Origin of the sequence: Roseateles sp. (assembly GCF_019237615.1) — a bacterium.
Classification (GTDB): Bacteria; Pseudomonadota; Gammaproteobacteria; order Burkholderiales; family Burkholderiaceae_C; genus Pelomonas.
On the sequence record NZ_JAFAGT010000044.1, the window covers coordinates 1 to 25,982 of the forward strand.

At 68.8% G+C, this 25,982-nt stretch carries 27 protein-coding genes and 2 tRNA genes; 9 read left to right on the forward strand and 20 right to left on the reverse strand.

Annotation, left to right across the window (positions count from 1 at the left end; genetic code table 11):
- On the forward strand, positions 1-167 hold a 167-nt coding region (locus JOY88_RS07530), incomplete at its 5' end, for an arginase family protein (protein WP_293501694.1).
- 108 nt (positions 168-275) lie between these two features.
- Here JOY88_RS07530 and JOY88_RS07535 read toward each other — a convergent pair.
- From JOY88_RS07535 to uvrC, 7 genes are all read right to left on the reverse strand, one after another.
- Positions 276-351: transfer RNA gene (locus tag JOY88_RS07535), tRNA-His, on the reverse strand.
- A gap of 28 nt (positions 352-379) precedes the next feature.
- Entirely contained in the window at positions 380-2,293 is a 1,914-nt protein-coding gene (locus JOY88_RS07540; protein WP_293501643.1) for a peptidylprolyl isomerase, read from the reverse strand.
- A 114-nt stretch (positions 2,294-2,407) separates the two neighbouring features.
- Positions 2,408-2,483, reverse strand: a tRNA-Val gene (locus JOY88_RS07545).
- A gap of 25 nt (positions 2,484-2,508) precedes the next feature.
- Positions 2,509-2,781, reverse strand: coding sequence for an HU family DNA-binding protein (locus JOY88_RS07550; protein ID WP_293501644.1), 273 nt, complete (start codon positions 2,779-2,781; stop codon positions 2,509-2,511).
- 206 nt (positions 2,782-2,987) lie between these two features.
- Complete coding sequence (gene pgsA / locus JOY88_RS07555; RefSeq protein ID WP_293501645.1) at positions 2,988-3,554, reverse strand: CDP-diacylglycerol--glycerol-3-phosphate 3-phosphatidyltransferase; 567 nt, start codon at positions 3,552-3,554, stop codon at positions 2,988-2,990.
- A 148-nt stretch (positions 3,555-3,702) separates the two neighbouring features.
- Positions 3,703-4,215 carry a hypothetical protein gene (locus JOY88_RS07560; protein WP_293501646.1) on the reverse strand — a complete coding sequence of 171 codons (513 nt, stop codon included), beginning with the start codon at positions 4,213-4,215 and terminating at the stop codon, positions 3,703-3,705.
- Between the two features lie 71 nt (positions 4,216-4,286).
- Positions 4,287-6,293 carry an excinuclease ABC subunit UvrC gene (gene uvrC, locus JOY88_RS07565; protein WP_524539194.1) on the reverse strand — a complete coding sequence of 669 codons (2,007 nt, stop codon included), beginning with the start codon at positions 6,291-6,293 and terminating at the stop codon, positions 4,287-4,289.
- 33 nt (positions 6,294-6,326) lie between these two features.
- Between uvrC and earP the strand changes: the two genes are divergently transcribed.
- On the forward strand, positions 6,327-7,358 hold the full coding sequence (earP, locus tag JOY88_RS07570; protein ID WP_293501647.1) for an elongation factor P maturation arginine rhamnosyltransferase EarP: 1,032 nt from the start codon (positions 6,327-6,329) through the stop codon (positions 7,356-7,358).
- A gap of 97 nt (positions 7,359-7,455) precedes the next feature.
- On the forward strand, positions 7,456-8,010 hold the full coding sequence (gene efp, locus JOY88_RS07575; protein WP_293501648.1) for an elongation factor P: 555 nt from the start codon (positions 7,456-7,458) through the stop codon (positions 8,008-8,010).
- Positions 8,011-8,060: 50 nt separating this feature from the next.
- Here the strand turns inward: efp and JOY88_RS07580 are convergent, their stop codons facing one another.
- From JOY88_RS07580 to mltG, 7 genes are all read right to left on the reverse strand, one after another.
- The gene (locus JOY88_RS07580) at positions 8,061-8,282 is read right to left on the reverse strand and encodes a hypothetical protein (protein ID WP_293501649.1); all 222 of its coding nucleotides are present in this window, start codon (positions 8,280-8,282) and stop codon (positions 8,061-8,063) included.
- A 117-nt stretch (positions 8,283-8,399) separates the two neighbouring features.
- Entirely contained in the window at positions 8,400-9,074 is a 675-nt protein-coding gene (locus tag JOY88_RS07585) for an ankyrin repeat domain-containing protein (RefSeq protein WP_293501650.1), read from the reverse strand.
- Positions 9,071-9,859, reverse strand: coding sequence for a TatD family hydrolase (locus JOY88_RS07590; RefSeq protein WP_293501651.1), 789 nt, complete (start codon positions 9,857-9,859; stop codon positions 9,071-9,073). Before JOY88_RS07590 ends, JOY88_RS07585 begins: the two co-directional genes overlap by 4 nt.
- A gap of 10 nt (positions 9,860-9,869) precedes the next feature.
- On the reverse strand, positions 9,870-10,262 hold the full coding sequence (locus JOY88_RS07595) for a PilZ domain-containing protein (RefSeq protein WP_293501696.1): 393 nt from the start codon (positions 10,260-10,262) through the stop codon (positions 9,870-9,872).
- 67 nt (positions 10,263-10,329) lie between these two features.
- Positions 10,330-11,334 (reverse strand): DNA polymerase III delta subunit-related protein, encoded by a 1,005-nt coding sequence (locus tag JOY88_RS07600; protein ID WP_293501652.1) that lies wholly within the window; start codon positions 11,332-11,334, stop codon positions 10,330-10,332.
- Entirely contained in the window at positions 11,328-11,942 is a 615-nt protein-coding gene (gene tmk, locus JOY88_RS07605; protein ID WP_293501653.1) for a dTMP kinase, read from the reverse strand. Before tmk ends, JOY88_RS07600 begins: the two co-directional genes overlap by 7 nt.
- Positions 11,939-12,931 carry an endolytic transglycosylase MltG gene (gene mltG, locus JOY88_RS07610; protein ID WP_293501654.1) on the reverse strand — a complete coding sequence of 331 codons (993 nt, stop codon included), beginning with the start codon at positions 12,929-12,931 and terminating at the stop codon, positions 11,939-11,941. The genes tmk and mltG overlap by 4 nt, the downstream gene beginning before the upstream one ends.
- Before the next feature lie 47 nt (positions 12,932-12,978).
- Here mltG and ygfZ point away from each other — a divergent pair, with 47 nt between their 5' ends.
- Together ygfZ and JOY88_RS07620 are read left to right on the forward strand one after the other, a co-directional pair.
- Complete coding sequence (gene ygfZ / locus JOY88_RS07615; RefSeq protein ID WP_293501655.1) at positions 12,979-13,857, forward strand: CAF17-like 4Fe-4S cluster assembly/insertion protein YgfZ; 879 nt, start codon at positions 12,979-12,981, stop codon at positions 13,855-13,857.
- A gap of 2 nt (positions 13,858-13,859) precedes the next feature.
- Entirely contained in the window at positions 13,860-14,108 is a 249-nt protein-coding gene (locus JOY88_RS07620; protein WP_293501656.1) for a DUF4936 family protein, read from the forward strand.
- A gap of 48 nt (positions 14,109-14,156) precedes the next feature.
- Here the strand turns inward: JOY88_RS07620 and JOY88_RS07625 are convergent, their stop codons facing one another.
- Together JOY88_RS07625 and JOY88_RS07630 are read right to left on the reverse strand one after the other, a co-directional pair.
- Positions 14,157-15,014, reverse strand: coding sequence for a YbgC/FadM family acyl-CoA thioesterase (locus JOY88_RS07625; RefSeq protein ID WP_293501657.1), 858 nt, complete (start codon positions 15,012-15,014; stop codon positions 14,157-14,159).
- Complete coding sequence (locus JOY88_RS07630) at positions 15,011-15,940, reverse strand: alpha/beta hydrolase (RefSeq protein ID WP_293501658.1); 930 nt, start codon at positions 15,938-15,940, stop codon at positions 15,011-15,013. The genes JOY88_RS07625 and JOY88_RS07630 overlap by 4 nt, the downstream gene beginning before the upstream one ends.
- A gap of 129 nt (positions 15,941-16,069) precedes the next feature.
- On the opposite strand from JOY88_RS07630, the gene gbd reads away from it, so the two are divergent.
- Entirely contained in the window at positions 16,070-17,209 is a 1,140-nt protein-coding gene (gbd, locus tag JOY88_RS07635) for a 4-hydroxybutyrate dehydrogenase (protein ID WP_293501659.1), read from the forward strand.
- 138 nt (positions 17,210-17,347) lie between these two features.
- Positions 17,348-18,898, forward strand: coding sequence for a methyl-accepting chemotaxis protein (locus JOY88_RS07640; RefSeq protein WP_293501660.1), 1,551 nt, complete (start codon positions 17,348-17,350; stop codon positions 18,896-18,898).
- On the opposite strand, the gene JOY88_RS07645 is transcribed toward JOY88_RS07640, so the two are convergent.
- Together JOY88_RS07645 and aceA are read right to left on the reverse strand one after the other, a co-directional pair.
- Entirely contained in the window at positions 18,895-19,722 is an 828-nt protein-coding gene (locus JOY88_RS07645; protein ID WP_293501661.1) for a UCP032817 domain-containing protein, read from the reverse strand. The genes JOY88_RS07640 and JOY88_RS07645 overlap by 4 nt on opposite strands.
- 871 nt (positions 19,723-20,593) lie before the next feature.
- Entirely contained in the window at positions 20,594-21,892 is a 1,299-nt protein-coding gene (gene aceA / locus JOY88_RS07650) for an isocitrate lyase (protein WP_293501662.1), read from the reverse strand.
- 251 nt (positions 21,893-22,143) lie between these two features.
- On the opposite strand from aceA, the gene JOY88_RS07655 reads away from it, so the two are divergent.
- Together JOY88_RS07655 and JOY88_RS07660 are read left to right on the forward strand one after the other, a co-directional pair.
- Positions 22,144-22,695 carry a GNAT family N-acetyltransferase gene (locus JOY88_RS07655; protein ID WP_293501663.1) on the forward strand — a complete coding sequence of 184 codons (552 nt, stop codon included), beginning with the start codon at positions 22,144-22,146 and terminating at the stop codon, positions 22,693-22,695.
- A gap of 35 nt (positions 22,696-22,730) precedes the next feature.
- Positions 22,731-22,880, forward strand: coding sequence for a hypothetical protein (locus tag JOY88_RS07660; RefSeq protein WP_293501664.1), 150 nt, complete (start codon positions 22,731-22,733; stop codon positions 22,878-22,880).
- Between the two features lie 89 nt (positions 22,881-22,969).
- Here JOY88_RS07660 and JOY88_RS07665 read toward each other — a convergent pair whose 3' ends face one another.
- Positions 22,970-23,572, reverse strand: coding sequence for a MarC family protein (locus JOY88_RS07665; protein ID WP_293501665.1), 603 nt, complete (start codon positions 23,570-23,572; stop codon positions 22,970-22,972).
- A 24-nt stretch (positions 23,573-23,596) separates the two neighbouring features.
- On the reverse strand, positions 23,597-25,954 hold the full coding sequence (locus tag JOY88_RS07670; protein ID WP_293501666.1) for a TonB-dependent receptor plug domain-containing protein: 2,358 nt from the start codon (positions 25,952-25,954) through the stop codon (positions 23,597-23,599).
- Positions 25,955-25,982 lie beyond the last annotated feature (28 nt).

The window sequence follows — 25,982 nt, forward strand, 5'->3', positions numbered from 1 at the left end:
TGTGCATGGAGATGATCGCCGACACCGGTCGCATGGCCTCGCTGGACCTCGTCGAGCTCAACCCCGCGCTGGACGAGCGCAACAAGACGGCACTGGTGGCCGTGGACCTCATCGAATCCCTGTTCGGGAAATCGACGCTGATGCGCAGGCCTGTCAACGTCGTTTAGCTCCGCTTACGACCGGACCAAGCTCGTGCGACGCGCGTCGAACTGATCTTGGCCCCGAAAGCGAGAACGGCGTCACAACCTAAGTTGTTGACGCCGTTCATATTTAGATGGGGTGGCTGATGGGACTCGAACCCACGACGACAGGAATCACAATCCTGGACTCTACCAACTGAGCTACAGCCACCGCAGAGCCAATAAGTATAACCTAAAAATCAGGGTGCGCTGGCAGCCGAAGCCGGTGCGGCAACTTTGATGACGGCTTTGTACTGGGATTTCAGCGCGGCCAGGTAGGCCTGGGCCTCGGCGCGAGCCCAGGCGCCGGCGTATTGCTGGGCGGCACGCTTGTCGTCGATGACGGTGGCGTCGCGCGGTTGCAGTTGGTTGATGCGCACGACGACATAGCCGCCATCATCGGCAGCGATACCCACGGCCGCCGGCAGCTTGGAAGCATCGGCGCCCAGCACGGCCTCGAGTTGAGCTCGCGTCAGGTTCTGCGGCTTGGCCCGCGACACGGTCACGGCGGCTTCCAGGCCGGCGGTGTCGGCCGGATTGGCCTTCAGCGCGGCGAGGCGCGCTTCGCCGGCCTTCTTCGCCTGCTCCGAGGCGAGCTTCTTGACGAGTTGCTCCCGCACCTTGTCCTTCACGTCGGCCAACGGCGGCACGCGGGCCGGGCTGTACTGGGTGACATGGGCCGACACCAGTTGGTTGGGGCCGGTCTCCACGGCTTCTGTGTTGCGCTTGTTGCGCAGGGCCTCGACGCCGAAGACGGCGTCCAGCAGCTTGGCGGAGGCCAGCGGACCGATGGCGCCCGGCTGCGGCTGGCGCTGCACGGTGGCGGTCTGGATCTGCAGCTTGAGCTTGTCGGCCGCGGGCTGCAGGCTGTCCGACTGCTCGTAGACGAGGTTGCCGAACTGCTCCGCGGCTTCCGAATAGCGCCGCTGGGCGAGCTGCTTGCGCACCTCGGCCTCGACCTCGGCACGCACCGCCTCGAAGGGCTTCTGCTCGCCGCCGCGGGTGCCGGTCAGCTGGATGATGTGGTAACCGAAATCGGTCTCGACGAGGTTGCTGATCTCGCCCGGCTTCATCGCATAGACGGCCGCGTCGAACTCCTTGACCATGGCGCCACGGCTGAAGAAGTCGAGGTCGCCGCCATTGGCCGCCGAGCCCTCGTCCTGGGAGTTCTTCTTGGCAAGTGCGGCGAACTCGGCCGGGTTCTTGCGGACCTGGGCCAGGATCTCCTCGGCCTTGGCCTTGGCCTTGGCACGCTCCTCGGCCGGTGCGCTGCGCTCCACCTTGATCAGGATGTGGCTGGCGCGGCGCTCCTCGGGCACACCGTAGCGCGACGCGTTTTCCTTGTAGTAGTTCCGCAGGTCGTCTTCGGTGAACTTGACGTCCTTCTTCAGCGCCTCCAGGTCCAGCACGACGTACTGGATCTGCGCCGTCTCGGGCAGTTGGAACTTGGCGGCGTTGGCCGGTTCCTTGTAGAAGGCGTCCACCTCGGCATCGCTCGGGTTGAGCTTGGCAGCGAAGTCCTTGACGTCGAAGCGCTGCAGTTGCACCTCGCGCTGCTGCAGCAGCGAGTCGAAGGCCAGCTTGGGTGCGGCAGCGCCGACGGCGACCGAGGCCTCGATGGGCGCCGTGACCTGGCGGAGCGCGTAATCCTGGCGCAGGCGCTCCATGAAGATGGAAGGCGTCATGCCCTGGGCGGCCAGCATCCCCTTGTTGACGGTGCCATCAGGGTTGCGCAGGAAGGAAAACTGCGGGTCGTTCCAGAAGCGCGCGTTGACGGACTCGATGCTGGGCGTGAAATGCTGCTGGTCGGCCGCGGCCTTGAGCGTGCGCTCTGTGACGAGGCCCTCGAGCGCCTGGCGCTTGACCTCGGGCGTGTCCAGCAGCTTGGCGTCGATGGTCGGGTTCTGGCGGCGGACCCGGTCGGCCTGCTCGCGCTGCGCGGCGTCCCATTCGGCCTGGGTGATCTTGCGGCCGTTGACGGTGGCCACGCCGGCGTTGGCGCCGTCCATCATGCTGGTATAGCCCTGCATGCCGACGAAGGCGAAGGACGGCAGGATCAGCAGCAGCAGGATGAACTGGAACAAGCGGTTGTGCTGGCGGACGAATTCAAACATCTCGGGGAGCCTTGACGATCTAGCGCGAATCAAACGCGACGAAGGCGAACCGAGGTTCGCCTTCGAGGGGAGCCGCATTCTATGTGCGATGCGGCAGACACCGCCTGGGGCGGGTGGTGGGCGCTGACGGGCTCGAACCGCCGACAATCTCCGTGTAAGGGAGGTGCTCTACCAACTGAGCTAAGCGCCCGGGAATTCCGGGACCGGCGGAAGGGTCAGTTCACGGCGTCCTTGAGCGCCTTGCCGGGTTTGAACTTGGGCACCTTGGCCGACTTGATCTTGATCGTATCGCCAGTGCGCGGGTTGCGGCCGGCGCGCGCCGCGCGCTTTGTGATGCTGAAGGTGCCGAAGCCCACCAGCGAAACAGTGCCGTTCTTCTTCAGCGTCGTCTTGACGCCGCCGATGATGGCTTCGAGCGCACGGCCGGCAGCGGCCTTGGAGATGTCGGCCTGCTTGGCGATGTGCTCGATCAATTCGGACTTGTTCACTCGTGCCCCCTCAAGAGGATTCAGCGGACTGTTGCGCCTGCACCCACGGCGGCGTGCAAGACTGCAATACAGATGTCGGCCCCGCGCACTGCGCAGCCCATGGGAGGCCGACTGAAGCGGCCGGGGCGCGCGCGGGGAAACGGATTCTAGACGCGCGTCCGGTGGTGGACAGGGCGGGAAAAGTCCCGATACAACTCGACGCCAGGCTAGCGCGCCTTGGCGCGTATCTCCGGCACGGCCTTCTGCAGGTAGTAGACCATGGACCAGATGCTCAGCACGACGGCCGCGTAGATCAGCCAGGTGCCCCAGAGCCGCGTCGGGATGAGGCCGAAGAGCTGGCCGTCGTAAAGAAGGAAGGGGATGGCCACCATCTGCACCGTCGTCTTCAGCTTGCCCACCATGTGCACGGCGACGCTGCGCGAGGCACCGATCTGCGCCATCCATTCGCGCAGGGCCGAGATGGCGATCTCGCGACCGATGATGACGAGGGCGACGAAGGCGTCCACGCGCTGCTGCTCCAGCAGGATCAGCAGCGCCGAGCAGACCAGGAACTTGTCGGCCACCGGGTCCAGGAAGGCGCCGAAGGACGAGGCCTGGTTGAGCCTGCGGGCGAGGTAGCCGTCCAGCCAGTCGGTCAACGCGACGACGATGAACAGGGTCGTCGCGAACAGGTTCTGGTGCGCCGGCGTCAGGCCGAGGTGGAACACGCCGACGATCAGCGGGATGGCCACGATGCGGGCCCAGGTCAGCAGGGTCGGCAGCGTCAGGAACATTGCAGTGCCCGCTCGGCCGCCCGGAGGGCACTGTCGCCCCCATGGGGGGCTGTGATCAAAGAGAGCGTGGGGGCGAACATCCGCTGCATTGTGCCCAAGCCCGCGGAGCAGCTCCGGCGCCGGCCCGCGGGACTGTGGCGAGAAGGTGTCAGTTGAGGCTGAGCGGCTTGAAGCGCCGGTCCTCCTCGAAGAGGAAGGTCTCGGTGAACTTCCAGGGCTCGGGCAGCTGCCGAACGTCGCCGAAGGGCGCGGCGCGGTAGATGGCGTCAACGGCCATCTGCAGCGTCTCCGGCGCGAACCTCGGCTTGCGCAGCACGTTGACGCGGCGCACGCTGCCATCGGCCTTCAGCTCGACCTCCAGCACCACCAGCGTCAGCAGATGGGTCGGCGCCGGCGTCATGTAGGTGCCGTCGGGGTTGGCCATGACGAGGCGCTCTGCGGCCTGACGGCGCAGCTCGTCCTGCGTGCGCACGGGCCTGGGTGCCGGCAGGCCGGACGGCTTGGGCGCGGCTGCGACGGCCGGCGATGGCTGCGGAGCCGGCACGGCGACGGGCGCAGGCGGCGGGACCGGCGCCGGCGCGCGCGGCGCCGCAGTGCAGCCGGCCAGCACCGGGCCCATCAGCCAGCGGACGGCACGCTTGAAATGATCGATGACAGACAAGTCTTCTCCTCGGATTCGCGCTCAGTGCAGCGCACGGTAGATTTGCTCGGCTAGACCGCGTGTTCCGCACGTCAGTGCAGCACGCGGTAGATCTCCTCGGCCAGCTCGCGTGAAACCCCCTTCACGCTGGCCAGCTCGTCGACGCTGGCACCGGCCACGCCGCGCACGCCGCCGAAGCGTTGCAGCAGCTGCGCGCGCTTCTTGGGGCCGACGCCGGGCACATCCTCCAGGCGCGAGCCGCCGGTGCGCGCCGCGGCGCGCTTGGCGCGCATGCCGGTGATGGCGAAGCGGTGTGCCTCGTCGCGGATCTGCGCGATCAGCATCAACGCAGCCGAGTCGCGGCCGAGGTAGACCTTCTCGCGGCCGTCGGCGAACACCAGCTCCTCCAGGCCGACCTTGCGGCCCTCGCCCTTCTCGACACCGGCGATCAGGCCCAGGTCCAGCCCCAGCTCCTCGAAGACCTCGCGCGCCATCGCAACCTGGCCGCGGCCGCCGTCCACCAGCACCAGGTCGGGCAGCCGGCCGGTGCCGAGCTGCGCGGCCTCGGCCAGCTTGCTGTAGCGGCGCGTCAGCACCTGGCGCATGGCCGCGTAGTCGTCACCCCCGGTGATGCCCTCGATCGTGTAGCGCCGGTACTGGCTGCTTTGCATCTGATGCCCCTCAAACACGACACAGCTTGCCATCGTCGCCTCGCCAGCGGTATGGCTGATGTCGAAACATTCGACACGGAACTTGTCGATCTCGGGCGGCGCAAGGTCCAGCGCATCGACCAGCGCCAGCGTGCGGGCCTGCTGCGAGCCCTCCTCGGCCAGCAGCCGAGCCAGCGCCAGCTCGGCGCCCTTGACGCACATCTCCAGCCAGATACGACGCTGGCCGCGCGGCTGGGCCTGCACGGTCACGCGGCTGCCGCCCTGACTGCCCAGCGCCTCCGCCAGGCCGGTGTCGACGGCCTCACTGACGACGATGAGGCCGGGCACCGGCGACGCCAGGTAGTGCTGGGCCATGAAGGCCTCCAGCACCTGCCGCTCGGGCGACAGCGCTTCCTCGTCCTCCAGCTGGATGGCGGTCGCGTCGTCGACATGCTTGGGGAAGAAGGCCCGGTCGCCGAGATGGCGGCCGCCGCGCACCATGGCGAGGTTCACGCAGGCCCGGCCGCCCTGCACCTTGACGGCGAGGATGTCGACGTCGCGGTCGCGACCGGTGGCGCTGCTCTCCTCCACGACCTGCTGCTGCAACACCTTGGACAGCGCCTGGATCTGGTTGCGCACCTCGGCGGCCTGCTCGTAGTGCTGGCTCTCGGCGAAGGCCATCATCTGCTCCTGCAGCATGGCCATGACCTCGTCGGTCTCGCCGCGCAGGAAGCGCTCGGCACTGGCCACGTTGCGCGCGTAGTCGCCAGTCTGGCCGGCCGGCACACAGGGCCCCGAGCAGCGCTTGATCTGGTGCAGCAGGCAAGGCCGGCTGCGGTTGTTGAAGACGCTGTCCTCGCAGGTACGCAGCTTGAACACCTTCTGCATCAGCTGGATGGACTCCTTCACCGCCCAGGCGCTCGGGAAGGGGCCGAAATACTGGTGGCGCTTGTCCACCGCGCCGCGGTAATAGGCCATGCGCGGGTAGGCGTGCGCGGTGATCTTCAGGTAGGGGTAGCTCTTGTCGTCCCGGAACAGGATGTTGAAGCGCGGGTTCAACGTCTTGATCAGGTTGTTTTCCAGCAGCAAGGCCTCGGCCTCGGTGCGCACCACCGTCGTCTCCAGCCGCGCGATGCGCGCCACCATCATGCCGATGCGCGTGCCGCCATGGTTCTTCTGGAAGTAGCTGGAGACGCGGCGCTTCAGGTCCTTGGCCTTGCCGACGTAGAGCACCTCGTCCCGGGCGTCGAAATAGCGGTAGACGCCGGGAAGAGCCGGCAACGCATTCACTTCGGCCACCAGCTTCTCGCGCACTTCGCGCGCTGCGGCCTCCATCTCGACGGCGCGCTGCTTCTCGGCCGCCTCGACGGCGGCGCGCTCGGCGGACCATTCGGCCTGCTGCTGGGCGCCGAGTTCGGCATTGGACGGAGGAACGGGTGGCAGTGACATGGCGCGGGATTTTGGCCTGGGACAATCCATCCCATGAGTAGGCCGGTGCTTTGGGACATCTTCTGCCGCGTCATCGACAACCATGGCGACCTGGGGGTCTGCTGGCGGCTGGCGCGCGACCTCGCGGCACGCGGGCATATGGCGCGGCTGTGGGTGGACGATGCCGCGGCACTGGCCTGGATGGCACCGGACCGCCCCGCCGGCATCGCGCTGCACACCTGGCCCGAGGGCGACGTGGCTGCACAGCCCGGCGACGTCGTCATCGAAGCTTTCGGCTGCGAGCTGCCACCCGCCTTCATCGCCCGCATGGCCGCGCGCACGCCCCCACCACGCTGGGTCAACCTGGAGTACCTGAGCGCCGAGGACTACGTCGAGCGCAGCCACGGCCTAGCGTCACCACAGTTCCATGGCCCCGGCGCCGGGCTGAGCAAGCGTTTCTTCTACCCTGGCTTCACGCGGCGCACCGGCGGCCTGCTGCGCGAACCGGGGCTGCTGGAGGCCATCGGCGGCTTCGACGGCCCGGCCTGGCTGGCCCGGCGCGGCTGGGCGCCGCACCCCGGCGAACGGGTCGTCAGCCTGTTCGCCTACGCCAACCCCGCGCTGCCAGCCCTGCTGGATGCGCTGGCCGGGCAGCCCACGCTGCTGCTCGCCTGCCCGGGGCCGCTGCAGGCCCTGGTCACCGCCCGACCGGGGCTGCGCACGGTCGCCCTGCCCTATCTGCCGCAGGACGACTACGACCGGCTGCTGTGGGCCTGCGACCTGAACTTCGTCCGCGGCGAGGACTCCTTCGTGCGCGCCCAATGGGCCGGCAAACCCCTGGTCTGGCACATCTACCCCCAACACGACGAGGCCCATCGCGCCAAGCTGGAAGCCTTCATGTCGCGCGCCGCCCTGCCCGAGGCCTGGCGCGCGGTCTGGCGCGGCTGGAATGGCTTCACGCCCCTGCCGGCCACCCTGGACGGCCTGGCAGCGGCCTCGGCCCATGCGCCGGCCTGGCGCGCACAACTGACGGCCCAGCCCGATTTACTGACGCAATTGCAGAGCTTCTTAGGGGTTTCCAGCTAGAATGACCGGCTTTGCCGCGCCAAACCGAGACGGAGTCTCCTGGAGTCTGGTGCGCCGCCCAGCCGGAAAGCCCGGCCTTATCCCACCGCAACACACCATGAAACTCGCTCAAGAAATCCGCGCCGGCAACGTGATCATGCAGGGCAAGGACCCGATGGTCGTCCTGAAGACGGAATACAGCCGCGGCGGCCGCGGCGCTGCCACCGTGCGCATCAAGATGAAGAACCTGCTGAACGGCGCCGGCGCCGAGCTGGTCTTCAAGGCCGACGACAAGATGGAGCAGATCATCCTCGACAAGAAGGAGTGCACCTACACCTACTTCGCCGACCCGATGTATGTCTTCATGGACACCGAGTACAACCAGTACGAGGTCGAGGCCGAGAACATGGGTGACGCACTGTCCTACCTGGAAGACAGCATGGCCGCGGAAGTGACCTTCTACGACGGCAAGGCCATCTCCATCGAACTGCCCACCAGCGTCGTGCGCGAGATCGAGACCGAGCCGGCCGTCAAGGGCGACACCTCGGGCAAGGTCATGAAGCCCGCGCGCCTGAAGGGCACCGGCTTCGAGATCGCCGTGCCGCTGTTCGTCGAGAACGGCGACAAGATCGAAATCGACACCCGCACGCACGAGTACCGCAAGCGCGTCTAAGAAGGCTCAGGCCTCATACAAAACGCCCGCATCTGCGGGCGTTTTGTTTATCAGGCCTCGTCGGACAGGTCGGGCACGTCCGGCTCGGCGTCGACCTCGCTGTCGAAGTCGGCCGCGCCGCCCCTGACCGGGATCCAGGGTCGATCCAGCGGCCGGTAGACGCGGCGCTGCAGGCGAGCCAGGCGGTCGGAGCGTTCGATGGCGTTCATGACCTGGTCGGGGGCGATCAGCATCGCGAACGGGTCGGCCAGGTTCGGGTGAGTGTTCAGCATGTTGAGCCTCCGGGTGAGTCGATGACCTCACTGTAGGCAAGGGCCCCGGGCCGCGACAGTCGGCACAGCGCGCGAGGTGCTGTAAGAGTTTCCCCTACACGCCGGCCCGGGCGGGCATTACTTGTCGGCGCCAGAGGCCTTGGCGGCATCGGCCGCGCGCTGGCGCTCCTCGATGACGCGGCGCAGCTCCCTGGCCATCAGATCGCGGCCACCGCGGGCCGCGAAGTCCGCGGCCGTCAGCTCCTGCTCATTGGCCGCGCGCGGCTCGGCACCGGCCTTGAGGAGCAGCGGCACGAGATCGCTGTTGCCGTAGCGTGCGGCCATCATCAGCGGCGTCGTGCCGTTCTCCGAGCGCGCGTCGATCTCGGCGCCCTGGGCGATGAGAAAGGCCGCGACACCGTTGTCCGGGCCGGCACAGGCGTAGTGCAGCGGCGTCCAGCCTGCGCGGTTGACGGCGGCGCCACGCTTCACGAGGGCCTGTGCCGCCGGCAGCGAGCCGCGGATGGCGGCGATCATCAGCGGCGTCTCGCCCTGGGCGTTGGCCTCGTTCACCTGGGTCTGCGGTGCAGCGAGCAGGCTGTCCAGCGCGCGCAACGAGTCCTCGCGCACGGCGACGAAGAGGGCCTTGCGCCCGCGCCCGTCGGCCTGATTGGGATCGACGCCCTTGAGCAACAGGCCCAGCACCGCTCGACCGTCGTTCAGCTCGGCGGCGATGACCAGGTCGTCGATGGGCGCGGCCCGCGCGAGGGCCACGGCCGACAGTGCGCACGCGGCCAGCCAGGCCTTCCTCATGCCGCAGATTCCGGCAGGCCGAACAGCCGCCGCGTGTTGGCCGTCGTCGCGGCCGCCAGCTCGGCCACGGGCAGGCCCAGCGCGTCGGCCACGGCACGGGCCACGTGCGGCACGTAAGCTGGCGAATTAGTCTTGCCGCGGAAGGGCACGGGTGCGAGATAGGGGCTGTCGGTTTCGATCAGAAGGCGGTCCAGCGGCAGCAGCTTCAGCAGGTCGCGCAGGTCCTGCGCGTTCTTGAAGCTGACGATGCCCGAGAACGAGATGTAGTAGCCGCGCTCCACCGCCGCCAGCGCCACGTCGGCCGTCTCGGTGAAGCAGTGGAACACGCCGCCGGCCTGCTCGCCGCCCTCCTCGTCCAGCACGCGCAGCGTGTCGGCGGCGCTGGAACGGGTGTGGATGACCAGCGGCTTGCTCGCCTCCTTCGCCGCGCGGATGTGGGTGCGGAAGCGCTCGCGCTGCCATTCCATGTCCGCGATGCTGCGGCCGTTGAGGCGGTAGTAGTCCAGCCCCGTCTCGCCGATGGCCACGACGCGAGGCAGCGCGGCCAGCCGCACCAGCTCGGCCACGTCGGGTTCGCGCATGTCCTCGGTGTCCGGGTGCACGCCCACCGTCGCCCACAGCTGGCCATGTTGCAGCGCCAGCGCGTGCACGGCGTCGAATTCCTCCATCTGCGTGCAGATGCAGATGGCCTGGTCGACCTGGGCAGCGTGCATGTCGGCCAGGATGGCGGGCAGGTTGTTCTTCAGCTCGGGGAAGCTGAGGTGGCAATGCGAATCAATGAACATCGAAACAGGATCAGAGCGTCTGGGTCGGTTTGCTCGACGAGACGGCCGTGCCCAGGATTTCCTCGATGCGCACGCGGATCAGCCGCGTCTTCTCGTCGCCGGGAAAGCGCACGCCCACGCCCTGGGTGCGGCCACCCGAGGCATTGGCCGGCGTCAGCCAGGCGACCTTGCCGGCAACCGGATAGCGCTGGTTGTCCTCGGGCAAGGCCAGCAGAAGGTAGACGTCCTCGCCAAGCCGGTAGTCGCGCGTCGTCGGCACGAACAGGCCGCCTTCGGTGAATGCCGGAATGTAGGCCGCGTAGAGCGCCGACTTCTCCTTGAACACCAGCTGGATCACACTGGGCCGCGCACTGGATGCGCTGCCTGCGCCACTCACCGCAGGCAGAGGCAGTGCGCCGGTCATCTGGCTGGGGCGGAACTGCGCGGACTGGCCGGGCTTGGAGTTGGCGTCGCTCATGGGGCGAGTGTAGTCATCGGGCCGCCGCCGACATGGCCGCCTGGGCCTGCGCGACAAGCGCCTCTATCCACAGCCCGGCGTTCAGCGGGTGGTCGGCGTGCCGGGCTGCGCGGCGCAGTTCGGCGTCCCAGCCCAGCAGCGGCGCAGCGCGGCGCGGAGACGGCAGCGAGGCGGCGGCGAAGAACTGGCCGGGCCGGCCATGGGCGCGGCGCAGGAGGTCGTGGCACAGGCGCTGCAGCGCGTCGATGACGCGCGGCGGCGCCCAGTCGGACAGCGCCGCGACCTCGCCGCGCGCCACGCGCTTGGGGATGGCCTGCCAGGCGGCGTCCGTGAGCCCCGCCTCGGACCAGGCCAGCGCCTGCTGCGGCCGGCCACCGGTGGCATCGAGCAGGCCGGCGGCGCCGTCCACGCCCTTGGCCGCCAGCCAGGCCAGCGCGGCCTCGCGGTCCGGCAAGGGCAGCGGCAGCGGCTGGCAGCGGCTGCGTATGGTGGGCAGCAGCGCGGCGCTGTCATGGCTGGCCAGCGCGAAGCGCAGCAGGCCGGACGGTTCCTCCAGCGTCTTCAGCAGCGCATTGGCCGCCACGCCGTTCAACGCCTCGGCCGGGAAAATGACGGCCACCTTGGCGCGGCCGCGCGCCGACGTGGCCTGCGCGAAGGCCAGCAGGTTGCGCACTGCCTCGACCTTGATCTCGCGGCTGGGCTTGGCCTTGCCGGCCTTGGCGTCGGGCTCCTCGTAGGGCAGGCCCAGGGACTCGCGGGCCGAGGCATCCAGTGCCTCGGGCAGCAGCAGCTGGAAGTCGGGATGCGTACCGCTGGCGAACAGCTTGCAACTGGCGCAGTGGCCGCAGGCCGGCTGCGGGGCGGTGCGGTCCTCGCAGAGCCAGCTCTGCGCCAGCTTGATCGCCAGTTCGAGCTGGCCGACGCCGGCCGGCCCCTGCACCAGCAGCGCATGCGAGCGCGCCCGCGCCAGCGCGTCGGCGAGCGGGCGCTCAAGCCAGGGCAGATCGGCGTTCAGCATGGATAGCGCTCCGACAGCACGGCCAGCACCTGGGCGCCGACCTGCTCCACCGTGCCGCTCGCGTCGACGCGCACGATGCGGCCCGGCGCCTTGGCCGCGCGGGCCGCATAGCCGGCACGCACGCGCTCGAAGAAGTCCAGGTCCTGCTGCTCGATGCGGTCGGCCTCGCGGGCACCCGCCCGGCGCGCGGCGGCCTGCGCCGCGGGCAGGTCGAACCACAGCGTCAGCTCGGGCTCGGTGCCCTCCTGCACCCAGTCGGCCAGCGTCTCCAGCACCGCCAACGGCAGCCCGCGGCCACCGCCCTGGTAGGCGAAGCTGGCATCGGTGAAGCGATCGCAGAGCAGCGTCTTGCCGGCGGCCAACGCCGGCTTGATGACCGTTTCGACATGGTCGCGACGGCCGGCGAACATCAGCAGCAGCTCGGTCAGCGAGCCCATGGGCTCCTTCAGCACGATGTCGCGCAAGGTCTCGGCCAGCGGCGTGCCGCCGGGTTCGCGGCTGAGCTGCACGTCGGCGCCACGGGCGCGGAACCAGTCGGCCACGGCCCGGATGTGGGTGGACTTGCCGGCACCGTCGATGCCTTCGAAGCTGATGAATCGTCCCGTCACTTGCCGCGGATGTATTTGTTGACTGCGCGATTGTGCGCGGTGAGGTCTTCGCTGAACTCGCTGCTGCCGTCGCCGCGCGAGACGAAGTACAGCGACTTCACCGGCGCCGGGTGCAGCGCCGCCTGCAGCGAGGCCTGGCCCGGCATCGCGATGGGTGTGGGCGGCAGGCCGCCGCGGGTGTAGGTGTTGAAGGGCGTGTCGGCCAGCAGGTCGCGCTTTCGCAGGTTGCCGTCGAAGCCCTCGCCCAGGCCGTAGATGACGGTGGGGTCGGTCTGCAGCGGCATGCCCAGGCGCAGCCGGTTCACGAACACGGCCGCGACCCGGCTGCGGTCGGCGGGTGCGCCGGTTTCCTTCTCGACGATGGAGGCCAGGACCAGCGCCTCCTCGGCCGACTTCAACGGCAGGTCGGCCGCGCGGGCTGCCCAGGCCGCGGCCAGGCGGCGCTGCATCGCCGCGCGGGCTCGCTTGAGCACGGTCAGGTCGCTGACGCCGCGGCTGTAGGCATAGGTGTCGGGGAAGAAGCGCCCCTCGGGCGACAGGCCCGGCTCACCGAGCGCGGCCATCACCTCCGCATCGCTCATCTGCGCCGTCCTGGCCTTCAGCGCCGGTGCGGCCGCGAGGGCCGCCCTTACCTGGCGCCAGTTCCAGCCTTCGATGAGGCGCAACTGCTCCAGCACCTCGTCGCCGCGCACCATCTTGTCCAGCAGCTCGCGCGGCGTGGCGCCGGCATGCACCTCGTAGCTGCCGGCGCGGATCTGCCGCGCCTGGCCCGACCACTTGAACCATTGGTAGAGGTAGCGCGCATCGGTCTGCACGCCGGCCGCGACCCAGGCGCGCGCGACATCGGCCGGGTTGGTGCCAGGCTCGACGGACAGCTCCACGGACGGCGCGGCAAGGCTCAACGGGCTGCGCAGCCACTGCCAGACGGCGCCTGCGGCCAGCGCCGCGATCAACAACACAGCGAGCAGCGCCCGCACCAACCACTTCATGCCCTTGCCCGGGGTCTGCCCAAAGGGGGCTGATGATAATTGCGAGCATGACCGAACCGACCTCTCTGCGTCTCGTCGACTGGGGCGTGATCCGCGCCCACGGCGCCGACGCCGCCAGCTTCCTGCACAGCCAGCTGACCCAGGACTTCGCGCTGCTGGACCGCGACCACGCCCGCCTGGCCGGCTTTTGCACCGCCAAGGGCCGGCTGCTGGCCACCATGGTGGGCTGGCGCCAGGGCGAGGACGAGATCCTGCTGGCGCTGCCGGCCGAGACGCTGGCCGCGACGCTGAAGCGCCTGTCCATGTTCGTGCTGCGTGCCAAGTGCAAGTTGAGCGACGCGAGCGCCGAGTTCGCCGTCTACGGCCTGCTGGGCCAGCCGGCCGCCGACGACTGGTCGCTCGCGCGCGATGGCGACGCGGTGCAGGTCGCGCTGCCTGGCGCGGGCCGCGCGCTGCGCGTGCAGCCCGCCGGCACGCCCGCCCCGGCCGGCCCCGCGATGACGGCCGAAGACTGGGCCTGGGCCGAAGCCGCGGCCGGCATGGCCTGGGTGCGCGGCGTGACGGTCGAGGCCTTTGTGCCGCAGATGATCAACTTCGAGGTGCTGGGTGGCGTGAGCTTCAAGAAGGGCTGCTACCCGGGCCAGGAGATCGTCGCGCGCAGCCAGTACCGCGGCACGCTGAAGCGCCGCCTGCAGGTCTTCGAGACCGAGGCGGCGGCGACGCTGGGCCAGGAGATCTTCCACAGCGCCGACCCCGCGCAGCCGGCCGGCGTCGTGGCCGGTTGCGGCACGCGCGGCGGCCGCACGGCGGTCGCGGCCGAGATCAAGCTCGCGGCGCTGGAGGGTGGCAGCCTGCACCTGGGCAGCGCCGCTGGCGCAACGCTTCGGCCGCGCCCCCTGCCCTACGACATCCCGCCGCAGGAGTGAGCGTGCAGCTCTACGTCTACTACAAGGTCGCGGTCGGGCACGTCGACGCGGCCCTCATCGCCTTCCGCAAGGCGCGCGTGGAGGCGCCCATCGAGCTGCTGCAGCGCCCCGAACCGGATGCCGACGGGCGCTGGACATGGATGGAGATCTACCCCGAGGGCTGGGGGCATCGCGAGCCGCAGGTGGCGGCGGCGATGGCGCCATGGCTGGCCGGCGAGCGCAAGGTCGAGCGCTTCGAGATGCTGGGCTGAGCCCGGGGCCGAGCGCCGCATCCGCACGCGGCCGGACTCAGCGGGCCCTCAGAGGGCCCTGACCATCTCCACATGCCCGATGCCGGCCTCCTCGAAAGGCTGGCCGCGCCGCTGGAAGCCGGCGCGCAGATAGAAGTTCTCCGCCGACAGCTGCGCATGCAGCAGCACCTCGCGGTACCCCTGGCGCCTGGCCTCGGCCATCAACGCCTCCAGCACCTGGCGGCCGATGCGCGTGCCGCGCATGGGGCGCAGCACGGCCATGCGGCCGATCTTGGCGACGCCAGGCACATGTTCCAGCAGCCGGCCCGTGGCCAGCGGCGTGCCGAAGCGGTTGCGCGCCAGCGCATGCAGGCAGCTCGCGTCGGCGCTGTCCCATTCCATGTCGGCCGGGATGTGCTGCTCCTCGACGAAGACCTCGCGGCGGATCACCGTCGCGGCCTCGCCCAGCTCGCGCCAGGGCCCCAGCGCCACGTCCACGACGGGTTGGCCGGCCTCGAAGTCGAGCATGAGGCGGCGCAGCGCGTCGGGCAGGCGCACCGGCGTCTGCGTGCCGGGGTCGGCGAAGACGTAGACCATTTCGGCCTGCACTAGCATCTGCTCGCCGTGGAAGACGGCACCGTCCACCTTCATGGAGCTGTTGCCGAACTCGCGGCAGCGGATGCCGACGTCCAGGCGGTCGTCATAGCGGCCCGAGCCGCGGTAGTCCAGCGTCGCGCGGCGAACGTAGAGGTCCCCGCCCAGGCTCTTCATCGTCTCGGCATAGGGCACGGCCAGCGCGCGCCAGTAACCGCTGACGGCGGTGTCGAGATAGGTCAGGTAATGCCCGTTGAAGACGATGCCCTGGGCGTCGACCTCGGCCCAGCGCACGCGCAGGGGTTCGAGGTGGCGGAATTCGGTTCTTTTCATGTTTGAAGCTGCCCCCTGATCGCGGCCGCGCAGGCGTCCAGGGCCGTGATGGCCTCCGGGATCTGGCGGCCCATCTTGATGAAATCGTGCGTCACGCCGCGGTACAGCTCCAGCTGCACGTCCACGCCCGCGGCACGCAGCGTGTCGGCATAGGCGATGCCCTCGTCGACGAGGGGGTCGCACTCGGCCAGCACGAAGCAGGCCGGCGCCAGGCCTGAATGGTCGTCGGCCTCCAGCGGCGCGAAGCGCCAGTCATGGCGCTGCTGGCGGGCGATGTACTGGTCGAAGAACCAGGCGATGCTGGCGGCGTCCAGCAGGAAGCCGTTGGCGAAGAAGCGGTGCGAGGCGGTGTCGGCCCTGCTGGCGGTGCCGGGCGTGATGAGCAGCTGCAACGCCAGCGGCAGGCCGCGATCGCGGGCGAAGAAGGCTGCGCCGGCCGCCAGCGTGCCGCCCGCGCTGTCGCCACCCACGGCGAGCCGGCGGCCATCCAGCCCCAGGCCGTCGGCCTGCCGGTGCAGCCATTCCAGCGCTGCCCAGGCGTCGTCCACGGCCGCGGGGAAGCGGTGCTCGGGCGCGAGCCGGTAGTCCAGCGCCAGCACGGCCGCGCCGCTTCGCAGGCTAAGCTGGCGGCACAGGCTGTCATGGGTCTCCAGGTCGCCTATGGTGAAGCCGCCCCCATGCAGGTAGAGCAGAACGGGCAGGCGCTCGGCGCTGGGTGCATACAGGCGCGCCGGCAGGCCCGCAACCTGCAACTCCTCCACGCGGGCCAGCGGCGCGCGCGGCAGGTCCAGGATCTCGGCACCCATGCGGTAGGCGATGCGCGCCTCGCGCGGCGTGAGGCTGTGGAAGGGCGGCCGGTTGGCGCGCTGTATGCGTTGGAGCAGCCCCGCCATGCGCGGGGTCAGGAGCTGGGTGGGCGAGGTCATGAAGCCTGCATTCTGCAAGGTCTGGCCGCTGGCCGTGCGCGCCTGCCTGCCGACTGCGGCGCAGGCCCCGCTATCGCCCAGCCCCGGCCAGGGCCTAGGATGGCCCAAGACATTCCGGAGACCACCGCCATGGCCCAGATCCTTCACGTGACCCGCATCGAGATCGAGTTTGGTGCCAGCCGCCTGCTGCCCGCCGAATGCAGTCGCCTGGGGCTGCGCAGGCCACTGGTGGTGACCGATGCCGGCGTGCGCGCGGCCGGGGTGCTGGACCAGGCGCTGGCGGCCTTCGCCGCGCCGCCCGCCGTCTTCGACCGCACGCCGCCCAATCCGACCGAAGCGGCGGTGCGCCTGGCCGTAGCCCAGCTGCGCGACCAGGGCTGCGACGGTCTCGTCGCCATCGGCGGTGGCTCCAGCATCGACCTGGCCAAGGGCGTGGCCATCGCCGCCACGCATGAGGGGCCGCTGAAGCGCTGGGCCACCATCGAGGGCGGCGCCATCGACATCAGCAGCAAGGTGCTGCCCCTCATCGCAGTACCGACGACGGCCGGCACCGGCAGCGAGGTGGCGCGCGGCGCCATCCTCATCGTCGACGACGGTCGCAAGCTGGGCTTCCACAACTGGGTACTGTTGCCCAAGGTCGCCATCTGCGACCCGGAGCTGACGCTGGCCCTGCCACCGGCGCTGACGGCCGCGACCGGCATGGACGCCATCGCTCACTGCATCGAGACCTTCCTCGCGCCGGCCTTCAACCCGCCGGCCGACGGCATCGCGCTGGAGGGCCTGCGCCGCGGCTGGGGCGCCATCGAGCGAGCCACGCGCGACGGCCGGGACCGCGACGCTCGGCTGGACATGATGTGCGCCAGCGTGCACGGTGCGCTGGCTTTCCAGAAGGGACTGGGCGCCGTGCATTCGCTGAGCCATGCGCTGGGCGGCCTTGAGCCGCGCCTGCACCACGGCACGCTGAACGCCGTCTTCCTGCCGGCCGTCATCCGCTTCAACGCCGCGGCCGACAGCGTGCGCCGCGAGAACCGCATCGCCCGTCTGGCCCATGCCATGGGCCTGGCCGGCCGCGACGCCGACGCGGTGGCCGACGCCATCACGGCGTTGAATGCACGCCTGGGCCTGCCTTCGGGCCTGACCGCAATGGGCGTCGGGCCGGAGCTGGACGAGCGCATCGTCGAACGGGCGCTGCCGGACCATTGCCACAAGACCAACCCGCGCATCGCCAGCGCCGCCGACTACCACGCGCTGCTGGCGGCGTCGCGCTGAAACGTGGCCGCGTTTTTGTCGCGGACAGCGTGATCGAAGTCCCAGATTGGGTCTGCCCCGACAGGTAGCGCGGCACTAGCATTCTCTGTTGCCCGGCGCGCCTGTGCCGCGTAGAAATAGAGAAGACTGGAGGAGAACATGATCAAGCTATCCATCGGCAGGCGACTGGCGACCGGTTTTGCGCTGGTGCTGGTGCTGGCCGGCTGCGTCATCGCGCTGGCTTCCTGGCGCCTGGCGGCCACGGCCGCGGCGACGCGGCAGATGATGGACGAGCCGCTGGCCAAGGAAAGGCTGATCTCCGACTGGAACCGCAACATCAACGCCGGCGTGCGCCGCACCATGGCCATCGCCAAGAGTGCCGACGCCTCGCTGGTCGAGCTGTTCCGGGAGGATCAGGCCCAGTCCACCAAGTCCTCCGGCGAGATGCAGGAGAAGCTCAAGGGCTTGATCCGCTCGCCCGAGGAGCAGGCGCTGTTCGATGCCGTCGGCAAGGCGCGCCAGGTCTACATCTCGTCGCGAGACGAGATCGTCAAGCTGAAGAAGGCCGGCCAGGCCGAGGCCGCCGAGAAGGTGCTGATGGAGGTCTTCGTGCCCGGCTCCAAGGTCTACCTGGCGCGCATGCAGGAGTTCCTGGACCACCAACGCAAGAGCATCGACGACACCGCCACCGGCATCGACGAGGCCAACGGCGACGGCCGGCTGCTGCTGCTGGGCTTCGGCCTGCTCATGCTGGGCCTGGGCGCGGCCGCCGCGTGGCACATCACGCGCAGCATCACGGTACCTCTGGCGGCGGCCAACGAGCTGGCCGGGCGCGTGGCGGACGGCAACCTGATGCGCTCGGGCTCCGGCATGGCCGCGCGCAGCGACGAGATCGGCCAGCTGCAGATGACGCTGCGCCGCATGCGCGAGACGCTGGCGCAGACCATCGGCAGCATCCGTGACTCGGCCGAGTCCATCGGCACCGCCTCGGCCGAGATCGCCAGCGGCAACCAGGACCTGAGCGCGCGCACCGAGAAAGCGGCGTCCAGCCTGGAGCAGACGGCCAGCGCGATGGAACAGCTGACCGGCACGGTGCACCAGTCGGCCGCGTCGGCCAGCCAGGCGAACCAGTTGGCCCAGTCGGCCGCCAGCGTGGCCCAGCGCGGCGGCGAGGTCGTCGCCCAGGTCGTGCACACGATGGACGAGATCAACACCAGCTCGCACAAGATCGCCGACATCATCGGCGTCATCGACGGCATCGCGTTCCAGACCAACATCCTGGCCCTGAACGCAGCCGTCGAGGCGGCACGCGCTGGCGAGCAGGGCCGAGGCTTCGCGGTCGTCGCGAGCGAGGTGCGCTCGCTGGCCGGCCGCTCGGCGGACGCGGCACGGGAGATCAAGAGCCTGATCGGCAGCAGCGTCGAGCGCGTCGAGACCGGCTCGCGCCTGGTGAGCGAGGCGGGCAAGACCATGGACGAACTGGTGAGCGCCGTGCAGCGCGTCAAGGACATCATGGGCGAGATCACCGCGGCGACGGCCGAGCAGTCCGACGGCATCGCCCAGGTCAATATCGCGATCGCCCAGCTGGACCAGGTCACGCAGCAGAACGCTGCCCTCGTCGAGGAGTCGACCGCTGCGGCCGAGAGCCTGCGCGAGCAAGCCACGACGCTGAACGGCGCGGTCGGGACCTTCCAGGTCGCACGCCGCTAGTCGCCGCCCCCGCCCCCGCCGCAGCCCGATCCACAGCTGCAGCCGCCGTCATCCGAGCCGCCGCTGCAGCCATCGTCACCGGAGCTCCAGCTGCCGCCGCCGGCGTCACCGCCGTCACTGGCCTGGCGCCTGCGCAACGCGGCCAGCTCCGCCTCGCTGATCAGGCCCAGGGCCAGCAGGCCGCCACCGGCGATGGCCGCATGCGTGACGGCGCTGCCACCGGGCAGGCCCAGGCCATTGATCTGCCGGTGCACCAGACCACGCTTCTCGAAGCGGTAGGCCCAGCCCGCGGGCAGGCGCAGCAGGCCGTCGAGCGCAAACAGCAGCGGCAGGCGCGGCCCCAGCAGGCCCAGCCCCTCGCTGCGGCAGCTGCCGACCCACGTGCGGGCCAGGCAATCCTCCAGCGGCGCGCCAAGCGCCTCGGCCTCGTAGTGCTCGACCTCGCGGCCGAAGTAGCGCTGCTGCCAGCCGGCGAGACCGGCGGGGTCGAGCGCCAGCCAGACATGCCAGACCGAATCAGCTGCCCTGCTCGGCAGCGCACAAGGCCCCTGCCCGCGCTGCAGCCGGCAAGCCTCGAAGAACTGCGCCAGGCCCAGCGAACAGCGCAGCCAGGCCGCATCGTCGACGGCCAGCCCGGGGAATTCGTCGGTGGCATGGTGCGCCCAGGCCGAACGCACCGCAGGCGGGATCTGGTCGGCCGCCACCGTGGCCGGCGGGCAGCGCCGGCGCAGCGCCTGCCGCTGCTGGGTTTCGCGCTGCCGCGTCCACCAGGCACCGAGCCGGTGGACGAGGCTGAACCTTGTTGTCGTTGTTGTGTTGTTCATGGCACCAGTCTGTGACCGGAGTATGGCGCGCACGTGAATCGGGTAGGAGGAGGGGCTGCCCCCTCCGTCCTCCCACACCACCGTACGTGCCGCTCGGCATACGGCGGTTCCTGTCTACTGGGCGGGTGCCCGGCGAGCTTGGTTTCGTTCATCGTGTCGCCTGGCGTGCATTGAGCACCACCGCACCGCATCGAGACTTCCGGCCTCAACATGGCGGTTGCCGTGGCTCTTGGCTCGCGCCAAGACTTCTGCCCTGCAATGCCAGAGAGCACGCGTGACTGTCCACTCATGACAAGTTCGGCCCTTCGCCGCTGCGGCTCCCAGCGGCTACTACGGCCTCTGCTGACCCCTGCCAGCCCATCCCGTCGCCTTGCGGCGCCGGTAGCCCTCTCGGGCAGGTTGACAGGTCTCCCGGGGTAAGACGCGCGACCTTCACTGCATACACCCGCCGCATCTACTTGCTCGCCTTCCGGATGATTTCGGGCTTCGGGTTTCTTGGCCCCCTCGCCCAGTCGAGCCGGCCTCATATGCGGTTCCTGTTCGTCGGGCCACAGCTTTGCGTACAGCTTCCTTCAGATTCCACCTCGCGGCGGACACCCTTGCTGTTCGGCAACGGTTCCCATCATCAAGGTCCGTAGGGGACTTTCACCCCCAAGTCATCCAACTCACCACCACAGCGAGCCGGACAGCGCCAGTCACGGCGCTACGCGCCATGCCTGGCGCACCAAGAAAAAAGACCCGCCAAGGCGGGTCGTGAAAGTCAGGAGTTGACGCTGACTGTGATTGACCTTTGGGGTCGTGCCGGCGATGCGAAGCATCGCCGGCCGCTGAACAGGCGTCGGGCGGCATGCCTGCCGCCCCCGGGCCATGTTCAACCGTGCCTGGCGTCGAAGAACTGCTCGTCCTCCGTCGAGCCCTTCAGCGCGGCCGTGGAGGCATTGGCCTCGATGGTGGTCGTGACGGCGTCGAAGTAGCCGGTGCCGACCTCGCGCTGGTGCTTGACCGCGGTGAAGCCCTTCTCGGCGGCGGCGAACTCGGCCTCCTGCAGCTCGACGAAGGCGCTCATCTGGTTGCGGGCATAGCCGTAGGCCAGGTTGAACATCGAATAGTTCAGGCTGTGGAAGCCGGCCAGCGTGATGAACTGGAACTTGTAGCCCATGGCGCCCAGCTCGCGCTGGAACTTGGCGATGGTGGCGTCGTCCAGGTTCTTCTTCCAGTTGAAGCTGGGCGAGCAGTTGTAGGCCAGCAGCTTGCCCGGGAACTTGGCGTGGATGGCGTCGGCGAAGGCCTTGGCGAAGGCCAGGTCGGGCTTGCCGGTCTCGCACCAGATCAGGTCGGCATAGGGCGCGTAGGCCAGGCCGCGGCTGATGGCCTGCTCCAGGCCGTTCTTCGTGCGGTAGAAGCCCTCGACGGTGCGCTCACCGGTGCAGAAGGGCTTGTCGTTGTCGTCGATGTCGCTGGTGACGAGGTCGCCGGCCTCGGCATCGGTGCGGGCCACCAGCAGCGTGGGCGTGCCCATCACGTCGGCAGCCAGGCGGGCGGCGACGAGCTTGGCGACGGCCTCGCGGGTAGGCACCAGCACCTTGCCGCCCATGTGGCCGCATTTCTTGGCGCTGGCCAGCTGGTCCTCGAAGTGCACGCCGGCGGCGCCGGCCTCGATCATGGACTTCATCAGCTCGAAGGCGTTCAGCACGCCGCCGAAGCCGGCTTCGGCGTCGGCCACGATGGGGGCGAAGAAGTCGATGTCGTCCTTGCCCTCGCTCCACTGGATCTGGTCGGCACGCTGGAAGGTGGCGTTGATCTTCTTGACCACCTTGGGCACCGAGTCCACCGAATACAGCGACTGGTCGGGGTACATCTCGCCGTTGCTGTTGGCATCGCCGGCCACCTGCCAGCCAGACAGGTAGATGGCCTTCAGGCCGGCCTTGACCTGCTGCATGGCCTGGTTGCCGGTCAGTGCGCCCAGCGCGTTGACGAAGGGCTCGGTGTTCACCAGGCCCCAGAGTTTCTCGGCACCGCGCTTGGCCAGCGTGTGCTCGATGGCGACGGAGCCCCGCAGGCGCACGACGTCGGCAGCGGTGTAGCCGCGGGTGATGCCCTTCCAGCGCGGGTTCTCGGCCCAGTCTTTCTCGAGGGCGGCGATCTGTTGGTCACGGGTGAGGCGGGTCATGGAGAGCTCCTGTAGGCAGTCAAGAAACATCGAAAACCGATGGCTCAAGCCTAGGCCTCATCACCCGTCCGCGGAAGGCCAAAGTCTTATACAAGACAAAAAACTTTGTCCTTTAATAACAATGACTTGCACTACATTTTTCAAATAAAGAAATCAGATTCACCATAATGAGAAATCATGCGGCGACGCAACATCGTTGCTTTTCGCAATTTGAAACGATACTTCAGCATCGTGAGAACCGCCGCAACGCCATGACCGTCCTGATCACGCCCCGCCTGCGGCTGGAACCGCTGAATGACTGCCACGTCGATGGCCTGTACCGCTTGAACAGCGACCCGGTCGTCATGCGCTACATCACCGGTCGGCCCGAGACGCTGGACGACACCCGGCAGATGGTGGCGCGCGTGAAGGGGCGTTGGGCCGAATTCGGTTACTCGTGGTGGGCATTCCAGCGCCTGGACGACGATGAAGTGATAGGAATGGGCTGCATCCAGCACCTGAACCGCGACCCCGCCGGCCCGCTGGAAACCGGCTGGCGGCTGAGCCAGAGTGCCTGGGGCCAGGGCTACGCCAGCGAGGCGGCGCGCCACATGGTCGGCTGGGCGTTCGCGACACTGAAGCCCGAATTGATCTGCGCCATCTGCCAGCCCGAGAACACGGCCTCCTCCACCGTCATGCAACGGCTGGGCATGACCTATAGCGGCACCGGCCGCTGGTACGACATGGACTGCGCCCGCTACGACGTCACGGCCACGCAATGGGCCGCAAGTCCGGCCCGAAAGGCCTACGAGGCTGAGGCATAGTCCGGCCTTCTTCAATCCCTTTGCACGGAGGACTCATGGCGAACACCGAACAGCGCAGCAACAAGATGACGAAGAAGCCCAAGAAGGACGCCGGTCCCGGCAAGACGGCCGGCTCCGACCGCCCGGTCGCGCCGATGACCTCGGTCATCCCCAAGGGCAAGGAAGCCAAGCTGAAGAACAAGTAGGCCGTTCCGGCCTCATGCCGAGCGGCCTGCTGGCCGCCTGGCCTTCGGCGAGCGTCGAACAGGCCGCAGGGCCTGTTCTCGACTACGCCTCAGAGCCCGCCGATGAAATAGCGCTTCAGGCCTGCCAGCACCATCTCGACGGCGATGGCAGTCAGCACCAGACCCATCAGCTTCTCGATGGCCGACACGACCGAGTCGCCCAGCAGCTTGCGGATGCGGTCCGCCAGCACCAGCGTCAGGCCCGAGATCAGCATCGCGGCACTGAGCGCGCCAATCCATTGCCAGATCTTGTCCGGCTGGCGCGACGCCAGCAGCAGCACCGTCGCCATGGCCGACGGCCCGGCCAGCAGCGGCACGGCGAGCGGGAAGATGAACGGCTCCTTGCCCGGCTCCAGCCCGTAGGCCGATTCGCTCGAGCCGCCGAAGATCATGCGGATCGCGATGATCACCAGGATCACGCCGCCCGCCACCTCCAGCGACCGCTCCGACAGGTGCATGACCTGCAGGAAGCTGTCGCCGAGGAACATGAACGCGAACAGCACGCAGAAGGCGATGCCCACCTCGCGCATGGCCACGCGCGTACGCCGCTCCTTGGGCACCGCGCGCATGATGGAAATGAAGATCGGTAGGCTGCCGAGCGGGTCGAGCACCAGCAACAGCAGGATCAGGGCGGAAAGAAAACTGTGGTCCATCCGCCCCGATTGTCGGCGACCGGTTCAGAAGCGGTAGTAAGCCCGCGCGAAGTAGGACGCGCCGTTCAGGCCGAACTGCACGCTGTCGTAGTAGAAACCGTTGTCCGTCTCGTCCGGATCCTGGCGCGTCGGCTTCACGTTGAAGACGTTGTTGCCGCCGATGCTGAGCTTGAGGGCCGGTGTGGCCTGCCAGCTCAAGGCCAGGTCCATCGAGGCCTTGGGCTTGTAGCGCAGGTACACGCCGTCCGTGAAGCCGCCCTGCGTCTGGCTGCCGAAGTAGATGATCTTGGCTTCGCTCGTCCACGCGCCCTCGCTGTACTCGAAGCCCAGCGTGCCCTTGGCGCGCGGACCACCCTGCTCGATGAAGAGGCGTTCGCGCTCGGACAGCAGCACGTCCTCGAAGCCCTTCAGCGAGGGCGGCGCGTGGATGGCCGTCACCGCCGTGTGGCTGACATTCAGCGCCAGGAAGGTGGTGAGTTGCCCCGCCCCCAGCTTCGTGCGATTGGAAGCCGTCAGGTCCAGGCCGCGGGTGCGGGTGTTGACCGAGTTGACGAAGAACTGCGCCTGCCCCACGCCCAACCCCTGAAGGATGGCACCCAGGGCCGGGTAGTTGTCCTCGTCGAAGCGGCCGGACAGCACGATGCGGTCGCGGATGTTGATCTGGTAGAGATCGGCCGTGACGGCCGAGTCGGGGCTGGGCTTGATCGTGAAGCCGACGGACAGGTTCCTGGATTTCTCCTGCTTGAGCGCCGGAACTCCCGCGGCATTGGCAATCCTGCTGCCGTTGGGGGCCAGCACCACGTCCAGCGGCCGGCCGCTGATGAAGTCGGTAAAGGTGGAAGAGAAGTAGAGCTGCTGCAGGCTTGGTGCGCGGAAGCCCGTGCTGGAGGCGGCGCGCAGCAGCAGTTCCTTGCTGGCCTTGAAGCTGCCAGCCAGCTTGGCCGTCGTCGTCGAGCCGAAGTCGCTGTAGTGTTCTGCGCGTACGGCGGCGTCCAGCGTCAGCGACGGCGTCAGCGTGGCTTCCCAGTCCACGTAGAGGGCCTGGCTGCTGCGGCTCCTGTTGGTGGCGTCCGAGGGCTGGAACCCCGGAAAGCCCTGGCTGCCGGCATTGCCGCCGAAGCCCACGCCATCGGCATCGATATACGAGCCGGGCTCGCCGGCGACGATGTCGTAGTTTTCCTTGCGGTACTCGGCGCCGAAGGCGATGTTGCTGCCACCCAGCAGGGCGGGGAAAAAGCGGCTGACGTCGAAATTGGTCGTCGACTGGCTGAAGCCGAAGCCCCCGGCGTCGAAGCTGGTCGGGCTGATGCCCTTGCCGCCCGACAACAGGTCCTTGTTGGCGATGGAGGCGTTCAGCGTGTGGCTGATGTTGTAGCGCAGCTTGTTGCTGCCGTAGGTCTGCGACAGGTCGGTGTCCCAGCCAGCGATGGCCGACTTCCAGCCGGCGATGAGGTAGCGGTCCTCGATCTTGCCGTTGATGTACGGCACGAAGCCGTTGGGGTACATCGCGGCCGAGTTGCGGCTGGGGATGTCGTCCGAGCCAACGCCGCCACGCGCCCAGGCGGCGGAAGAGGCAGCACGGTTCTGCGCACCGGCCGTCACGTAGAGCTTGTTGTCGCCACCGGCGGGGAACTCGCCATTCAGGTAGACCGTCTTGTTCTTGACCTGGGTGTCGCCGATGGTGCGCAGGCTGTCGGGGTCGGCGCGATTGGAGCGACCGCGGTCCTGCCATTCGCCGGTGATGCCCAGCATGCCGCCGCCCAGCTTGACGCCGCAATAGGCCGAGGCGAGGTCGTTCTTGCCGTCGCCGGCCGAGTACTGACCGTAGCCCGCCACGGCCTCGCATCCGGCCTTTTTCTTCAGCTGTATGTTGATGACGCCGGCGATGGCGTCCGAGCCGTACTGGGCCGCCGCGCCGTCGCGCAGCACCTGCACGTTGTCTATGGCCAGCAGCGGCAGGGAGTTCATGTCCGTGCCCGTCGAGCCGCGGTTGCGCGCGCCGAACAGGCTGACGAGCGCCACCGTGTGGCGGCGCTTGCCGTTGACCAGCACCAGCGTCTGGTCCGAGCCCAGGCCGCGAAGGGCCGCGGAGTCGATCAGATCGGCACCATCGGCGCCGGTCTGGCGCGTCGAGTTGAAGGACGGCGACAGGTATTGCAGCGTCTGCGCCAGGTCGAACTGCCCTCCGCCCTCGACAACCTTGTTCATCGAGTAGATGTCCACCGGCACCAGGGTCTCCGTGCTGGACGCGGCGGGCAGCGTCTTGCGCGAGCCGACGACGGTCACGCGTTCAAGACTGTTGGCGTCGTCGGCCCGCGTGGCGGTCGCACCGAAGAGGCTCAGTGCGGCAAACGCGACGGGCAGCAGGCGGTGTGCAGACATGACGACTCCCTGGGGTCTTGTGACGCCG

What these genes read in the sequence shown, in the direction of transcription:
- JOY88_RS07540 (WP_293501643.1), bottom strand. Translation starts at nt 2,293, where the DNA reads ATGTTTGAATTCGTCCGCCAGCACAACCGCTTGTTCCAGTTCATCCTG.
- pgsA (WP_293501645.1), bottom strand. Translation starts at nt 3,554, where the DNA reads ATGTTCCTGACGCTGCCGACCCTGCTGACCTGGGCCCGCATCGTGGCC.
- uvrC (WP_524539194.1), bottom strand. Translation starts at nt 6,293, where the DNA reads ATGTCACTGCCACCCGTTCCTCCGTCCAATGCCGAACTCGGCGCCCAG.
- earP (WP_293501647.1), top strand. Translation starts at nt 6,327, where the DNA reads ATGAGTAGGCCGGTGCTTTGGGACATCTTCTGCCGCGTCATCGACAAC.
- efp (WP_293501648.1), top strand. Translation starts at nt 7,456, where the DNA reads ATGAAACTCGCTCAAGAAATCCGCGCCGGCAACGTGATCATGCAGGGC.
- JOY88_RS07580 (WP_293501649.1), bottom strand. Translation starts at nt 8,282, where the DNA reads ATGCTGAACACTCACCCGAACCTGGCCGACCCGTTCGCGATGCTGATC.
- JOY88_RS07585 (WP_293501650.1), bottom strand. Translation starts at nt 9,074, where the DNA reads ATGAGGAAGGCCTGGCTGGCCGCGTGCGCACTGTCGGCCGTGGCCCTC.
- JOY88_RS07590 (WP_293501651.1), bottom strand. Translation starts at nt 9,859, where the DNA reads ATGTTCATTGATTCGCATTGCCACCTCAGCTTCCCCGAGCTGAAGAAC.
- JOY88_RS07595 (WP_293501696.1), bottom strand. Translation starts at nt 10,262, where the DNA reads ATGACCGGCGCACTGCCTCTGCCTGCGGTGAGTGGCGCAGGCAGCGCA.
- JOY88_RS07600 (WP_293501652.1), bottom strand. Translation starts at nt 11,334, where the DNA reads ATGCTGAACGCCGATCTGCCCTGGCTTGAGCGCCCGCTCGCCGACGCG.
- mltG (WP_293501654.1), bottom strand. Translation starts at nt 12,931, where the DNA reads ATGAAGTGGTTGGTGCGGGCGCTGCTCGCTGTGTTGTTGATCGCGGCG.
- ygfZ (WP_293501655.1), top strand. Translation starts at nt 12,979, where the DNA reads ATGACCGAACCGACCTCTCTGCGTCTCGTCGACTGGGGCGTGATCCGC.
- JOY88_RS07625 (WP_293501657.1), bottom strand. Translation starts at nt 15,014, where the DNA reads ATGAAAAGAACCGAATTCCGCCACCTCGAACCCCTGCGCGTGCGCTGG.
- JOY88_RS07630 (WP_293501658.1), bottom strand. Translation starts at nt 15,940, where the DNA reads ATGACCTCGCCCACCCAGCTCCTGACCCCGCGCATGGCGGGGCTGCTC.
- gbd (WP_293501659.1), top strand. Translation starts at nt 16,070, where the DNA reads ATGGCCCAGATCCTTCACGTGACCCGCATCGAGATCGAGTTTGGTGCC.
- JOY88_RS07640 (WP_293501660.1), top strand. Translation starts at nt 17,348, where the DNA reads ATGATCAAGCTATCCATCGGCAGGCGACTGGCGACCGGTTTTGCGCTG.
- JOY88_RS07645 (WP_293501661.1), bottom strand. Translation starts at nt 19,722, where the DNA reads ATGAACAACACAACAACGACAACAAGGTTCAGCCTCGTCCACCGGCTC.
- aceA (WP_293501662.1), bottom strand. Translation starts at nt 21,892, where the DNA reads ATGACCCGCCTCACCCGTGACCAACAGATCGCCGCCCTCGAGAAAGAC.
- JOY88_RS07655 (WP_293501663.1), top strand. Translation starts at nt 22,144, where the DNA reads ATGACCGTCCTGATCACGCCCCGCCTGCGGCTGGAACCGCTGAATGAC.
- JOY88_RS07660 (WP_293501664.1), top strand. Translation starts at nt 22,731, where the DNA reads ATGGCGAACACCGAACAGCGCAGCAACAAGATGACGAAGAAGCCCAAG.
- JOY88_RS07665 (WP_293501665.1), bottom strand. Translation starts at nt 23,572, where the DNA reads ATGGACCACAGTTTTCTTTCCGCCCTGATCCTGCTGTTGCTGGTGCTC.
- JOY88_RS07670 (WP_293501666.1), bottom strand. Translation starts at nt 25,954, where the DNA reads ATGTCTGCACACCGCCTGCTGCCCGTCGCGTTTGCCGCACTGAGCCTC.